At 70.1% G+C, this 13,881-nt stretch carries 10 protein-coding genes and 1 pseudogene; 7 read left to right on the forward strand and 4 right to left on the reverse strand.

Annotation, left to right across the window (positions count from 1 at the left end; genetic code table 11):
• Positions 1-20: 20 nt before the first annotated feature.
• A complete protein-coding gene (locus tag ACZ7SW_RS06310; RefSeq protein ID WP_470229914.1) occupies positions 21-638 on the forward strand; it encodes a cation efflux transmembrane domain-containing protein in 618 nt (205 codons plus the stop codon).
• Positions 639-920: 282 nt separating this feature from the next.
• The gene (locus ACZ7SW_RS06315) at positions 921-1,661 is read left to right on the forward strand and encodes an SDR family oxidoreductase (protein WP_470229344.1); all 741 of its coding nucleotides are present in this window, start codon (positions 921-923) and stop codon (positions 1,659-1,661) included.
• A gap of 120 nt (positions 1,662-1,781) precedes the next feature.
• Here the strand turns inward: ACZ7SW_RS06315 and ACZ7SW_RS06320 are convergent, their stop codons facing one another.
• The gene (locus tag ACZ7SW_RS06320; RefSeq protein ID WP_470229345.1) at positions 1,782-2,417 is read right to left on the reverse strand and encodes a hypothetical protein; all 636 of its coding nucleotides are present in this window, start codon (positions 2,415-2,417) and stop codon (positions 1,782-1,784) included.
• A 311-nt stretch (positions 2,418-2,728) separates the two neighbouring features.
• Here ACZ7SW_RS06320 and ACZ7SW_RS06325 point away from each other — a divergent pair, with 311 nt between their 5' ends.
• The 3 genes from ACZ7SW_RS06325 to ACZ7SW_RS06335 all read left to right on the forward strand — a co-directional run bounded on the left by ACZ7SW_RS06325 (position 2,729) and on the right by ACZ7SW_RS06335 (position 8,337).
• Complete coding sequence (locus ACZ7SW_RS06325; protein WP_470229346.1) at positions 2,729-3,340, forward strand: RNA polymerase sigma factor; 612 nt, start codon at positions 2,729-2,731, stop codon at positions 3,338-3,340.
• Complete coding sequence (locus tag ACZ7SW_RS06330; protein WP_470229347.1) at positions 3,333-4,532, forward strand: CU044_5270 family protein; 1,200 nt, start codon at positions 3,333-3,335, stop codon at positions 4,530-4,532. The genes ACZ7SW_RS06325 and ACZ7SW_RS06330 overlap by 8 nt, the downstream gene beginning before the upstream one ends.
• Before the next feature lie 88 nt (positions 4,533-4,620).
• Complete coding sequence (locus ACZ7SW_RS06335; RefSeq protein ID WP_470229348.1) at positions 4,621-8,337, forward strand: S8 family peptidase; 3,717 nt, start codon at positions 4,621-4,623, stop codon at positions 8,335-8,337.
• Positions 8,338-8,529: 192 nt separating this feature from the next.
• Here ACZ7SW_RS06335 and ACZ7SW_RS06340 read toward each other — a convergent pair whose 3' ends face one another.
• Positions 8,530-8,988: a single-stranded DNA-binding protein gene (locus ACZ7SW_RS06340; RefSeq protein WP_470229349.1), complete on the reverse strand. Its 459-nt coding sequence runs from the start codon at positions 8,986-8,988 to the stop codon at positions 8,530-8,532.
• Between the two features lie 567 nt (positions 8,989-9,555).
• Between ACZ7SW_RS06340 and ACZ7SW_RS06345 the strand changes: the two genes are divergently transcribed.
• A complete protein-coding gene (locus tag ACZ7SW_RS06345) occupies positions 9,556-11,865 on the forward strand; it encodes a glycoside hydrolase family 15 protein (RefSeq protein WP_470229350.1) in 2,310 nt (769 codons plus the stop codon).
• Positions 11,866-11,887: 22 nt separating this feature from the next.
• On the opposite strand, the pseudogene ACZ7SW_RS06350 reads toward ACZ7SW_RS06345, so the two are convergent.
• Positions 11,888-12,709 (reverse strand): annotated as a pseudogene (locus ACZ7SW_RS06350) (DMT family transporter); the annotation flags it as partial.
• Between the two features lie 36 nt (positions 12,710-12,745).
• Between ACZ7SW_RS06350 and ACZ7SW_RS06355 the strand changes: the two are divergent.
• Positions 12,746-13,306, forward strand: coding sequence for a TetR/AcrR family transcriptional regulator (locus tag ACZ7SW_RS06355; protein WP_470229351.1), 561 nt, complete (start codon positions 12,746-12,748; stop codon positions 13,304-13,306).
• Positions 13,307-13,310: 4 nt separating this feature from the next.
• On the opposite strand, the gene ACZ7SW_RS06360 is transcribed toward ACZ7SW_RS06355, so the two are convergent.
• On the reverse strand, positions 13,311-13,874 hold the full coding sequence (locus tag ACZ7SW_RS06360; protein WP_470229352.1) for a CGNR zinc finger domain-containing protein: 564 nt from the start codon (positions 13,872-13,874) through the stop codon (positions 13,311-13,313).
• Positions 13,875-13,881 lie beyond the last annotated feature (7 nt).

Consider the following 13,881-nt stretch of genomic DNA (forward strand, 5'->3'; position numbering starts at 1 on the left):
ATACCCGGAGCGAGGCGGGCCTGCGGGTAGGCGAGTCGTCGCTGGATCCCGCGAGGCGGGCGGTCCTGCATCGGCGCGTGCGGTGGCTGGTTGCCGGGACCATCACGTACAACGTGGTCGAGGCGATCGTCGCGGTGTCGGCCGGGACGCTCGCATCCTCGTCGGCGCTTGTCGCGTTCGGGCTCGATTCGGTGGCTGAGGTGCTGTCAGCGGTGGCCGTGGCGTGGCAGTTCGCCAGTGCGGACCCGGAGCGCCGGGAACGGGCTGCGCTGCGGGTGATCGCAGTGTCGTTCTTCCTGCTGGCGGCGTATGTCGCGGTCGATTCGGTGCAGTCGCTGTTCGGTAGCGCGGCTTCGCACTCGACAGTGGGCATCGTGCTCGCCGCCGTGTCCTTGGTCGTGATGCCGGTGCTCTCGGGTGCGCAACGCCGGGCCGGGCGGGAACTCGGCTCGGCGAGCGCGGTCGCCGATTCGAAGCAGACGCTTCTCTGCACTTACCTTTTCGGCGTGCTGCTGGCCGGGTTGCTGGTGAATGCGCTGTTCGGCTGGTACTGGGCGGATCCGGTCGCAGCGCTGGTGATCGCGGCGGTCGCGGTCCGCGAGGGGATCGAGTCCTGGCGGGGCGAGCACTGCTGCTGATCGCGGGTCAGGCGCCGCTGGAGGGCGCGCAAGGTCATGGCGAAGGCGATGAATACGCCGATCAGCGTCAGTGCGGCGGCTAGGTCGTTCACCTGCGGGCCTTTCTCCGGTGGTCGTTCGGGTCGGTCGAGCATGACCTGGTGCGGGGCTGGATTTCGGCGGCGCTCACGCTTCCTTGACTGCGCTCCGGCCGATGTTGATGCCGCCGATGCCCCTGGCCGTTGCGGACACGTGTCCGGTAAGCTTTACGGACACGTGTCCGGATAAATGTCAGGGGTGGAAATGTCGGTACTGGCCGGGAAAGTCGTCGCCGTCACCGGGGCGAGCAGCGGAATCGGCGAGGCGACCGGGCGGCTGCTGGCCGAACGGGGAGCGGCGGTGGTCCTGGGCGCGCGCCGCGAGGATCGGCTCGACGCGCTGGTGAAGGAAATTCGCTCCGGAAGCGGTCGCGCGGTCGCGTGCGTCACCGACGTGACCCGGCGCGCGGACCTGGACCGGCTGGTGCGGCGGACGGTCGAGGAGTTCGGCCGGCTCGACGTGCTGGTGGGCAACGCCGGGATCGCCAAGCTGGGCCCGGTGGCGGACGTCGATGTCGACGGCTGGTCGGCGATGATCGACGTGAACGTCCGCGGGGTGCTGAACGGAATTGCCGCCGCGCTGCCGGTTTTCCGGCGGCAGGGCCGGGGTCATCTGGTGACGACAGTGTCGACGGCCGGGCTGAAGATCGTTCCCTCGCAGGCGGTTTACGCGGGGACGAAGAACGCCGTGCGGACGATCCTGGAGGCGCTTCGGCAGGAGTCCACGGACGGAGTTCTCCGGACGACGTCGGTGTCGCCCGGGTTCGTCCGGACGGAACTGGCGGATTCGATCGACGACGCGGGGGAGCGGGAGGCGATCCGGCGGCGGGTCGAGGAGTTCGCGCTGGACCCGGCCGCGGTGGCGCGGGCGATCGGGTTCGCGATCGAGCAGCCGGACGACGTGGAGATCGGCGACATCACCATCAGGCCGACTGTGCAGAATTAGCGGCGCTGTCTTCGGCGGCTGTCGCGCCCACGCGGCGACCCGGCAGCCGGGGAGGAAGCTGGGTCGCCGCTCCTGGACTGCCGGGTCGCGGCACTTCGGCGGGTCTGGTCCGGGGCGGGGTCAGAGGCAGGGCGGCTGGTAGCCGTCGATGAGGAGTTCGCGGAAGTCGAGGCTGTTGGGGGTCTTGCCGACGAAGACCAGGCCGCGGGCTTCGGTCAGCGCGGAGGCGAAGGAGTACTGCGGCTGGCCCAGTTCGGGAAGCCAGGTCCACGAGCCGGGGTCGAACGGGAAGAAGGTGCGGACCAGCTGGCCCCCGGTCGAAGGGATGCGAGTGAGCCATTTGTCACCGCCGCTCCAATGGGAGGCGGGGCGCAACTGGACGTAGAAGTCGTCGTCGGCGCTGTAGGTCAGCCAGAATCCGGTGGAATGGCTGAGATCGGCTTGGGCGTCGAACTGGTTGCCCAGCCAGACCACGGCGACGTGCCATTCGTTGTTCTGGAAGACGATCTTCGCCGCGTATCCGTCGCCTTCCGGGACGAGGAGGCTGCCGGTGGGCGGGACAGTCGTTCCTTCGCCGCTGGCCAGCCATTTCTGCAGCCGGTTGATCGACGGGGTGCTGCATTCGTCTTGCACACTGACGCCGGGGCGCCCGGCGGGAGCTGCCTGCGCGGCTGGCGCCGAAAGCGGAGCCAGCAGCAGTACGGAAATCGCGGCGAGGACTTTGATTCCGGCCTTGGTCCGGCGAGATGCGGGCATGGATCGGAAGCTACCAGCGGGATTTCCGGCCGGTCAGGGCCGATAGTCGGCTTTCCGGGCAGTGGTATGGACCTTTGTGCGAAAGGACCAGACCACTTGCCAAGGGTGCCGCGGCGCGCGGCCGGTGGGCGTGGGGACCGGGCGCGCGGCGGTCCGGCTCGCTGACGTCACGGGCTTCGGCCGGGCTCGGCTCTGCTGGTGAAGCTTCGGCCCGGCTCGGCCCTCCTGGTGAACAAGCCGGACTGGCGGTCCGGGCCTTCGCGTCGCGCGGTCGGCATGAACACTTCCGCCGGCTCCGGCCAATATCCGATGTGACTAGGGCTGAGCGGTACGCCGCGGCAGGCGCGGTGGACGGCGACGATCGACCGGACTTGTGCGGGCACGACCTTCAGCCGATCTTCCAGAGCTTGTTCGACCGGCATGCCCGGGACGTGCGCCGGTATCTGGCCAGCCGCGCCGGGCCCGCGGTGGCCGACGACCTGGTCAGCGACACGTTCCTGATCGCGTTGCAGCGACGGGCCAGCTACGACCCGGCCCGGGCCAGCGCCCGAGCCTGGTTGTTCGGCATCGCCACCAACCTGCTGCGCCAGCACGCCAGGGCCGAAGCCCGGTACTTGAGGATGACCGCCCACGCCCACGGCGCCCAGGTCGCCCACGGTCATGCCGACCGGGTGGCCGACCAGGTCGACGCCCAGGCCAGGGTCCGGGAACTGGCCGCCGCGCTGGCCGACCTCGCCCCGGGGGACCGGGACGTGTTGCTGCTGGCCAGCTGGGGAGAGCTGGACGCCAGCGAGATCGGTGCGGTCCTGGGCATTCCCGCAGGCACTGTCCGTTCCCGGCTGCACCGGGTCAGACGGCTGCTCCGAGCCCGAGCCACGCCCAAGACCCCGCACCGCCTGGAAGGAGAGCGCATCGATGACTGACGACAACATCCGTCGCTTGTGGACGAACGACGAGCTGGACGAGGCACTGAACTCGCTGCGCGCCGACGAACTCGCCGGCCAGCGGCCCCTGGCCGCAGCCAACAATGCGCTGCGGAACGCGGTTTCGTTCATCGAGGGAAAGAGCGCTCCAGCGACGGAAACGATCCCGCTGACCGAGGTCAAGGGCAAGCCGGTGTCCCGCACCGGGTGGCGCTGGTGGGTCAGTGCGGCTGCCGCGGCGGTGGTCGTCGCCGTCGGTGCCACTGCGGCGATCACCGGAGCTGACCACGGAGACCCCTCGGTCCAGACGTCGGCGGCCGCGCCGGGGGTGAAGTTCTTGTCGGTGAAGCAGGCGCTGTATACCGCCGCCGACAAGATCCACGTCCTCGGCGAGACTCCCATCCCGGCGGGCAAGTTCCGCTACATCGCGACCCGCACCTGGCTCCTGTGGAACGACAGCAGGATCCCGGCCGCCTTCGCCGGCGAGCAGCTGACCCAGACCTGGCAGCCCAGCGACTTCGCCGGGCAATGGCTGCTCACCACCGCGCCCACCGGGAGCCGGAGATGGCTCATCGGCGACGAGCGAACGCTGAAGGCGGGCACCGAGAAGATCAACGGCGGCCGCGAGGCCGACCTCAGCGAATACTGGCCGAGCGGCGAATGGCGCGCCGCGAGCGGAAAGTTCCCCGCGAAGGCCATGGCCTTCGTCGGCCGGTTCGACGACGAATGGGGCGCACCCACCGAACAGCGGCTGAACGAGTTGCCGCGCGACCCGCAGAAACTCTACGACCTCATGGCGGCCGACCTCTCGGTCGTCAACAAACCCAAGTTCGGCGGGGTGCTGGACATCGCCGCGCGGCTGCTCAAAACCGGCACGGTGCCCGCCGACTTGAAGGAGTCGCTCTACCGCGCGGTGGCGAAGATCCCCGGCCTGAAGGTGACCGAGCAGGTGGCCAACCTCGACGGCCGCACGGGCGTCGCGCTGGGCGTGGACCCCGTGGACGGCACCTTCCGCCTGGAAGTCATCGTCGACCCCGCTACCGGCGAATTCATCGGGGAACGCCGGACCCAGCTCAAGCCGGACGACAACGACATCACGAAAGCGGGCATCAAGCCCGGCACCGTGACCTTCTCCAGTTCGGTCCGGACCGCGGTCGCCGACAAGCAGGGCGCGGTCCCGCCCGGGCAGTGACCCCGCCGCGCCACCAGCGGACCTCCCTTCCCGGCGAACCATCCGAAATTTCCGGCTCCTCCGGCAATCACCTCACAAAGGAGTACTGATGACATCACGGAGACGGTTGACCGCCGTCGTGCTGGCCATGGCCGGTGCGGCGGCGACCTTGGCGGCCGTGCCCGGCCAAGCGGCCGCAGCCGACGCACGGGCGGCGGCCGGGGACGGCGCCAGCCGCCAGGTCACGTTGATCACCGGTGACCGGGTCAGCGCGCGCAAGGACGCGCGCGGCCACTGGTCACTGGCCCTGCAGGACGACCACGGCTCCGGACACCAGCCGTACGTCCAGTTCGGCGACAGCACCAACTCGTATCTGGTGCCGGGCTCGGCCATTCCTCTCCTCGAATCGGGCCGGCTCGACCGGGAACTGTTCAACGTCACCGGGTTGCTCCGCCAAGGCTACGACGACGCCGCCACCGACACGCTGCCGTTGCTGGCCGAGTACCCGGACGGCGTGGCCGCCCGCTCGGCCGCGCCCGCCGGAGCCCAGCGCGGCCGCAGCTTCGACGGACTGGGCTACAACGAACTCGGCGAGTCCAAAAAGGACGCCAGGGGGTTCTGGGCCGGGCTGAGCGCGGCAGGACCGGCCGCGCTCTCGGGCGGGCCGGGCAAGATCTGGCTCAACCACCAGGTGCACGCCTCGCTGGACCGGAGCGTGCCGCAGATCGGCGCGCCGGCGGCCTGGCAGGCCGGTTACACCGGCAAGGGCGTCACGGTGGCGATCCTGGACACCGGCGTGGACGCGGAGCACCCTGACCTGGCCGGGAAAGTCTCGCAGAGCAAGGATTTCAGCGGCAAGGGCAGCGTGGTCGACGGCCACGGGCACGGCACGCACGTCGCCTCCGTCATCACCGGCTCCGGCGCTGCCTCGGGCGGCCGGTACAAGGGGGTCGCCCCGGACGCGCAGCTGGCCATCGGCAAGGTGCTGAACGACGGCGGCTCGGGCCGCGAGTCCGACATCATCGCCGGCATGGAGTGGGCCGCGCGCGAGGCCAAGGCGAAGGTCGTCAACCTGAGCCTGGGCACCTACCCGACCGACGGCACCGATCCCAGCTCGCAGGCGGTCAACAAGCTGAGCCGCCAGTACGGCACGCTGTTCGTGGTCGCGGCGGGCAACTCGGGCCAGGACGAGGGGGTGAGCTCCCCGGCCACGGCCGACGCGGCGCTGGCGGTGGGCAGTGTGACCAAATCCGACGCGCTGTCGTCGTTCTCCGACCGCGGCCCGCGCGTCGGCGACGGCGCGGCGAAGCCGGAGATCGGCGCACCGGGCAGCGATATCGTGGCCGCGCGCGCCAAGGGGACCGCGCTGGGCAAACCGGTGGACGAGCACTACACCACGCTTTCCGGCACCTCGATGGCGACTCCGCACACCGCGGGAGCGGCAGCCATTCTGGCCCAGGAGCACCCTGAGTGGACCGGCGAGCAACTCAAGTCCGGGTTGGTCGGCACGGCCAAGGAACTGCCGGGGATCGGAGTGACCGCGATCGGCGGCGGCCGGCTCGACGTGGCCGCCGCGGTGACCCGGACTGTGCGGTCCGAGCCCGCGACGGTGAACACCGTCGTGCGGTGGTCCGACAAGCCCGGCAAGCGCACCGTCACCTACACCAACCCCGGGACCACCCCGATCACGCTGAACCTGGCGCTCAGCTTGGCGGACAAGCAGGGACAGCCTCCCGCGGCGAATCTGGCGAAGCTCTCGGCGAACTCGGTCACCGTGCCCGCGGGCGGCAAGGCCGCCGCGGACCTCGCGTTCACCGCCAGGTCCGGCAAGCCAGGGACTTACACGGGTCTGCTGCTGGCCAGCACCGCGGACGGCAAGACGCGGGTGCGCACCCCGATCGGGGTGAAGGACGAGCAGGAGCTGTACGACCTGTCGGCGAACCTGCTGGGCAGGGACGGCAAGGATCCCGGCGAGCAGGACCTCCAGACCTCCGTCGCGGTCGACGTCCACACCGGACAGAACTTCTTGGGCTATGCCGGGAAGCCGCTGCGGGTACCGCCAGGGGAGTACACCCTGAGTGCGGGGCTCACGGCCCGCAACCCGGGCGGACCGCCCGAGATCACCGCGTTCGCCAACCCGGTCGTCAAGGTGACCCGCGATACGAAGGTGTCCTTCGACGCCCGCCAAGCCAAACCGGTGACGGTGCGCACGGACCAGACGGGAGCGCTCGACGGCGGACTGGGCGCCCGGTTGGAAACCCGCCCCGACGGGCCGCGCGAGCCGGTGTCGCTCGGATTGGCCGCCGGCGCGCAGTTCCAGCGGCTCTACGCCTATTCCACCCCGGGGGTCAGCTCGAAGTACTTCCGGTTCACCGAGGACGTGCAGCTCTACCAGCCGTGGCTGGAACTCACCGCCGAAGGGACGCGACCACTGGCGGTGAACGCGGGCTTCACCCGGTTCTCCGACCGCGTCCCGCCCTCCACCCTGCGTCTGGGCACGGTCTACGGCGGAACCGGTACGCAGACCGATCTGTCCAAAGTGGATGCCAAGGACAAGCTGGTGGTGCTGGACTTCCCGGACGGCATGCCGGTGGTCGAGGCCGGCGAGCGCATCGACAACGTGAAGGCGGCCGGCGGTCGTCTCGCGGCCTTCCGCCTCGTCGACCCCGTCGCCTCGGCCAAACTGCTCGGCGCGGTGCCCGGCACGTGGTCGCTGCCGGCACTTCAGCTGGACGGATACACCGGCGACCGTTACGTGGCACTGGCCAAGGCCGGCGGGTTGACCTCCTCGTTGACCACGCGGGACCGCAGCGACTACCAGTACGACCTGTACTACCCGTCGGCGGGCAGCGTCCCCGCCGACCTGGTGCACGAGGCCAGGGCCGCGGACGTGGCCGCGATGACGATGGCCTACCACGGCTACGCCAAGGAATTCGTCCCGATGGTGTCCGCGGTCGTGGCGGGCCCGGAAGGGCAGGTCGAGCGGGGCGGGATGAGCGTCGCGCCCCAGTCCGAGCAACGGCGCTACTTCACCCCGGGGGACTGGCGGCTCGAGGTGCAGGGCGTCGAGTTCACTGACGCCAACGCCGCCCCTGGCGGCACTCTCGTCGAGGGACCGCGCACCCTGGCGGCGGGCAAGTCCTATCGCGTCGACTGGAACGCCGCGGTGATCGGCCCCTCCTTCACCGGGCCCACCGGGTCGGGCCGCCCGTGGGTGTGGCGGAACAAGGACTGGCTGCTCGACGTCACGGTGCCGGTGTTCTCCGACTCGGGAGGGCACAGCGGCAGCGCGGACTACACCTACGAACTGGACCGGGGCACCACCTCGGCCTACCTGGACGGCCAGTTGCTCGGCACCCAGAACTCGCCCGGACGCGGTGTCTTCCAGGCCCCGGCGCGGTTCGGCACGTACCGGATCACCACGGAGGTGACCAGGGACAAGCCCTGGTGGCCCACCTCGACGAAGTTCAGCGGCGAGTGGACGGTCGCCCCGTCCTGGTCGGCGGACGGTCCGCTGGGCATGCTCGCCGTCGGGTTCGCCCCGCCGGCGGACCTGCGCAACATCGTGCCGGGCGGCAAGGAGATCAGCTTCCCGGTGACGGTGACCCGGCAGGACTCGCCGCCGAAGGTCACCGAGCTGTCGGCGGAGATCTCTTACGACGACGGCGCCACCTGGCAACCGGTCGAGCTGACCCCGGACGGTCCGCAATGGACGGCCAAGGTCCGCAACCCCGCGAGCGGGTTCGCCTCGCTGCGCGCGAAGGCCGCGGACGACAAGGGCAACGCGGTGAGCCAGACCATTATTCGCGCCTACCAGATCGGCTGAGCGGTGCGGGGGTTCGCCGAGCCGGGCGAACCCCCGCCACCGGCCGCCGGCCGGTGGCGGGGAGGCTGTCCGGGGTATGCGGCGGCTTTCCGGTATCAGAAGCATGTTCGCGGCACTGTTCCCTTCGGTTCGAGATTTCGGTTGACCGGATGGCTGACCGGGGCCACCCGGCCAGCGACACCACCAGAGCGATCAGAACGGCGGCTCGCCGCCCGCGCCGATTCCGGCCGGGGCCGGTGCGGCGCCCCATGCCTCCCCGCTCGGCCCGCTGGTTTCGCCGCTGTTCCGGCTGACCTTGGTGACCCGGGCAGTGGCATACCGCAGTGACGGGCCGATCTCGTCCACCTGCAACTCGACCACGGTGCGCTTCTCGCCCTCCTTGGTCTCGAACGACCGCTGCGCCAAACGTCCGGTGACCAGGACCCGTGCGCCCCGGGTGAGGCTCTCGGCAACATTTTCCGCTGCCTGCCGCCAAACGCTGCACCTGAGGAACAGCGCCTCGCCGTCCTTCCACTCGCCGGACTGCCGGTCAAGCGTGCGAGGCGTCGACGCGACCGTGAAATTCGCGACCGCCGCCCCGGACGGAGTGAACCGCAGCTCCGGGTCCGAAGTCAGATTCCCGGCCACCGTGATGACAGTTTCTCCAGCCATGCTCAAACTCCTTGATCTGGTGCCGCCAAGTCCATGGCGGCGAATGTGCTGATCGATGAGACTCGACCATTTTCCGGTTGGCAAAAGTATTTCGTGTTCAGTTATGGCGAACGAGACCCATTGCGGAGTCGCTCATGTCGCGCGCGGTTGGCGGATGCGCCGCCGTCGAAGAGCGGCAGCGGTGCTGCGGCTTGCGGGAGGAAGCCGGGCCGATCGGACGCTTTGTCATGGAGCACGTCGTCGCGCCGACGTTCCCTTCCGTCCGGGGAATCGGCGGTAGCCCAGTTCGAAGACGTCGGGACGGACTCCGCACGGGTTCCGGTTCAGCGGTCGGGTTTCCGATGACGGCGAGGACGGTTTCTCCGGCCACGGCGACGCTCCTCTGTTCGGCGCGGGCCCGGGGCGGGCGCCGCTTCGGGAATCAGGAGACCATCCGGGTACGACAGTTTCCGGGGCTTCCCGGTCACTCCATCGGGTGGGACTGCCGCCGGTTCGCGCGGCGTTGGCGGAGCGGTTCCCACCGTTCGGCTGTTGTTCCGGGGAGGGGCTGCGGGCAGCATGAGCGGCATGGTCGGTGGGAAGCGGGGACGGGCGGCGGCGGTGGTCGCGGCCGTGGGGATTTCGGTGGCGGGGCAGGCGATAGCACCTGCGGAAGTGGGCGCGAAGCCCGGTCCGGCAGCGGAAGCCCGAGCGGGCGGAAGCGGGCAAGGAACGGCGCTGGCCGGGGCGCGTTCGGCGGCCGGAGGCGCGCCGGGAGATTGCTGCGGCGGGCCGTCATCTTGGACAACCGGGGACAAATCCGCCCTCGGGACGGCCGCGGGGACGGCGAGCCCGTTGTGGTTCACCGTCGCGAAGGGCGTCGCGTCCGAGGTGTTCTATCCGCGTGCGGACGTGGCCAACATGCAGGACATGCAGTACGTCGTCACCGACGGGAAGTCCTTTGTGGACCTGGAGCGCGACGCGACCGGGCACGTCGTTTCGATGCCGGACGAGAAGGCGCTCGAGTACACGGTCACGAACACCGCCAAGAACGGTCGTTATCGCATCACCACGACTTACGTCACCGACTCTGGACGGCCGACTCTTCTTGCCCGCACGCGGTTTCAGTCGCTCGACGGCGGGCAGTACCAGGTTTACCTGCTGGCGAATCCGTCAATGGCGGGCGGTGCGGCGAATGACACCGCGGCGTGGGACGGGACCGGGCTGACGGCCAGCGGGACGGAGGATCTGTTCGGAGCCAAGACAACTGTCGCGTCGGCGTTGCGGGCCTCGACCGGGTTCGTCTCGCATGACAACGGATATTCGGGCGCCGCGAGCGATTGCCTGGTAGACTTGCGGACACATCAACGTCTTGCGAATCAATTCGATTCCACTGATCACGGCAATGTAGTCCAATGTGGACAGATTCCGGTCGGGCAGGACACGACGTTCTCGGTCGCGCTCGGCTACGGGAGCGGCGCACAAGGCGCGGCGGCGGCCGCGGACGGGTCGCTGGCGAGCGGGTTCGACAATCTGGAGCAGGCGTATCGGCGCGGATGGGAGGGGTATGTCGGCGGCCTGAAGGCGGCGCCGGGCAGTGTGGCGGGCGACGAGCGGCAGCGGAGGGCGTATTACGTCGCGCTGATGGCGTTGCACGCGGCGGAGGACAAGGCGCACCGCGGCGCGAGTGTCGCGGGGCTGGCCACGCCGTGGGGCGACGTCGTGAACGGCGACGTGCTCAACGACGGGTACCACCGCGTGTGGGGCCGGGATCTGTACCAGCAGGCGACCGGGCTGCTCGCGGCGGGCGACGCGGCGCAGGCCAAGCGGATGGCGCAGTTCCTGTGGTCCTCGCAGTGGATTTCCGCGCCCACGCAAGGCGACGGGACGACGTACCCGGCCGGCGCGTTCCCCCGGTACAGCCCGGTGAGCGGCGTCCCAGGGGCGACGCCGCAGCAGCTCGGCTGCTGCGAGCAGCTCGACCAGGATTCCGACGCGATCATTCTCGCCTGGACGACCGGGCTCACCGACGCGGCGACGTATGCACGGGTCAAGGTGACGGCCGAGCACATCCGGGCCAGCGGGCCCGCGACGACCGAGCGGTGGGAGGAGCAGTACGGCCGGTCGCCGTCGTCGATCGCGGCGGAGGTCGCCGGGCTCGTCACGGCCGGGGCGATCGCGCGGGCGAACGGCGACGCCGCGGCGGCGCAGCAGTGGGAGTCCACTGCGGACTCGTGGCGGGCGCAGCTCGACGGCTGGACGCGGACGAAGACCGGGTACTGGGGCGACCATACCTATTACGAGCGGCTGGACAAAGGCACCGATCCGAACGACGCCGGGCAGATCTGCTTCGACGAAGGGTGTTTCTACGAGCACGACGTGGTCGACTTCGGGTTCCTCGACCTGGTCCGGCTGGGGCTCCGCGCACCGGCGGACCCGGCGGTCGCGGAGTCGGTGGCCCCGACGGCGGCGGCCCGCGACGGGAACGCGCCGATGCGGGTGACGACCCCGAACGGCGACATCTACTTCCACCGCTACCCGCACGACAACTACGGCGAGAGCACCGCGAACTGCACCGGCTGGCCGGCGAACGGGCCGCAGCGGTTCGGGCGGCTCTGGCCGGTCCTGTCGGGCGAGCGCGGCGAGTACGAACTGGCCAACGGGCGTCCGGCGGCGGCGTACCTGAAGTCGATGGCGGACGCGGCGAACGACGGCTACTTCATTCCCGAGCAGGTGTGGGATCGCTCCGATGTCGCGTGCTTCGGGCTGGGCCGTCCGACCGGGAGCGCGGCGCCGTTGATGTGGGCCGAAGGCCAGTACCTCCGGCTCGCGCAGAACATGGACGCGGGGAAGAACCTGGAGACTCCGTCGGTGGTCCGGCAACGGTACGGCGGCTGACCCGCCCGTTCGCGACGACCGCCGCGACCAGGGCCAGCCCGAGCCCGACGCCGGTCAGGACGGTGAAGGGCTCGCCGAACAACAGCGTGCCCCACACCGATGTGACCGGCGCGATCAGGAACATCAGGCTGTTCACCGCGGTCATGCCGATCCGCCCGACGAGCAGCCAATACAACCCGTACCCGCCGAAGGTCGCCAGCACGACCAGCCAAGCGAGGGCGAACCAGAAGTGCCCGGACGCGGGCGGCGCCGCGGTCCCGGTCGCCAGTGCGAGGGCGGTGAAGACCACCGCCGAGGCGGCGCAATGGATGGCCAGCGCACGCAACGGGGGAGCGGGGACGCGAGCGCGGCGTTCGAGCACCGTGGCGGCGACCAGCCCGAGCATCCCGGCGAACGGGATCAGATACGCCCAGGCCGGGGCATGCGACGCGGCGTCCGACCAGCTGACCAGGACGACGCCGACAAGTCCCAGCGCGAGCCCGAGCCATTGCCGTCCGGTCGCCGCGGCGCCGAGCAGCGGACCGGCGAGCGAGGCGGCGACCAGCGGTTGCACGCCGTCGATGAGTGCCGTCGTGCCGGTGCTGACGCCTTCGCCGATGGCCCAGTAGACGGTGAGCAGGTAGCCCGACTGGGACAGCAGGCCGATCAGGACGTGCCTGCCCAGCTCGCCGACCGGTCGCAGGCGCAGGAAAGGCGCCAGCAGCAGCGCGAGCGGGAGGAACCGCCACATCAGCACGGTCGGCACGGGCGCGTCCGCCGCGCCGAGTTTCGCGGCGATGAACCCCGACGACCAGCACACGACGAACAGGATCGCCGCTCCGACTATACCGATCTGTTTACCCATGGCACCGGACTATACAGATCGGTATACACTGGGGCCATGACGATCGACTGGACCCCGAAGGCGCGAGCGGTGCTGAGCGCCGCGTCGGAGTTGTTCTACGAGCGCGGGATCCACGCGGTCGGCGTTGACGTCATCGCCGCGAAGGCAGGGGTCACGAAGAAGACGCTCTACGACCGGTTCGGCTCCAAGGACCGGCTGGTCGTGGAGTATTTGTCCGCCCGGGACGCGCGCTGGCGCGAGTTCCTGGGCGAATGGCTGGAGAAGGCCGGAGCGGCTCCGCGGGACCGGTTGGCGGCGGCGTTCGACGCGTCCGAAGCCTGGGCGAAGAAGTACGGCGGCAAGGGCTGCAGCATGATCAACGCGCACGCGGAGATCAGCGATCCCGCGCATCCGGCGTACGCGGTGGTGACCGAGAGCAAAAGGTGGATGCTCGGCGTTTTCGTCGAATTGGCCGAGTCGGCGGGCGTTTCGGATCCGCGCAAGGTCGCCGAGCAGATCATGTTGCTGCACGAGGGTGCGGTCGTGATGGCGGGGATGCGCGTCGCGGAGGACGTCTTCACTCGCGCGGCGGAAACGGCGGTGATGCTGCTGGACTAAGGGGTCAGCGCGTCGACCGGACCTTCTCGTAATGCCGTGCGGCGCGCGCTCGGTTGCCGCAGGCGACGGAGCACCATTCGCGGCGCGGATGCGTCTTCATGAAGTAGAGCACGCAACCCGGCGCGTAACAGGCGCGCAGTTTCGCCGCGTCCGGCCCGCCCAGGAGTGCGATCGATTCCCGCGCCACGCGGGCTAATCCCGTGACGACCGGCGAAGTGCCGCGCGAGGAACTCTCCTGCAATTTCCCGGCCACGAAAGTCAATTGGGGGACGGGCAGGCGGGTGACGAGGTCGTTCAAGTCGCCCAGGGCGGTGTCCAGGTCGACGGCCGGGGTCTGCCGGTCGTCGGCGGTGACTTGGGCGGCGAGACGGCGGACGGCGTCGCGAAGCCGTCGTGCCAGTGCGAGTTCGGCGGCGGACGACGGCCGCGGCCCGCGCTCGATGCCGACGTCGTCGAGCCAGGCGTCGAGGTCTTCCCGGGTGCGGAGGTCGTCGTGGAGCCCGCTCGTGTCGGCCCGCACGGTCGCCATCAGGCGGACCGGCACGACCTCGTCCGGCAGCATCCCCATGGCCGAG

Source organism: Amycolatopsis sp. NPDC114484 (assembly GCF_055633755.1).

Coding starts and splice junctions, on each gene's coding strand:
- ACZ7SW_RS06315 (WP_470229344.1), top strand. CDS start 921: ATGTCGGTACTGGCCGGGAAAGTCGTCGCCGTCACCGGGGCGAGCAGC.
- ACZ7SW_RS06320 (WP_470229345.1), bottom strand. CDS start 2,417: ATGCCCGCATCTCGCCGGACCAAGGCCGGAATCAAAGTCCTCGCCGCG.
- ACZ7SW_RS06330 (WP_470229347.1), top strand. CDS start 3,333: ATGACTGACGACAACATCCGTCGCTTGTGGACGAACGACGAGCTGGAC.
- ACZ7SW_RS06335 (WP_470229348.1), top strand. CDS start 4,621: ATGACATCACGGAGACGGTTGACCGCCGTCGTGCTGGCCATGGCCGGT.
- ACZ7SW_RS06340 (WP_470229349.1), bottom strand. CDS start 8,988: ATGGCTGGAGAAACTGTCATCACGGTGGCCGGGAATCTGACTTCGGAC.
- ACZ7SW_RS06345 (WP_470229350.1), top strand. CDS start 9,556: ATGGTCGGTGGGAAGCGGGGACGGGCGGCGGCGGTGGTCGCGGCCGTG.
- ACZ7SW_RS06355 (WP_470229351.1), top strand. CDS start 12,746: ATGACGATCGACTGGACCCCGAAGGCGCGAGCGGTGCTGAGCGCCGCG.
- ACZ7SW_RS06360 (WP_470229352.1), bottom strand. CDS start 13,874: ATGGGGATGCTGCCGGACGAGGTCGTGCCGGTCCGCCTGATGGCGACC.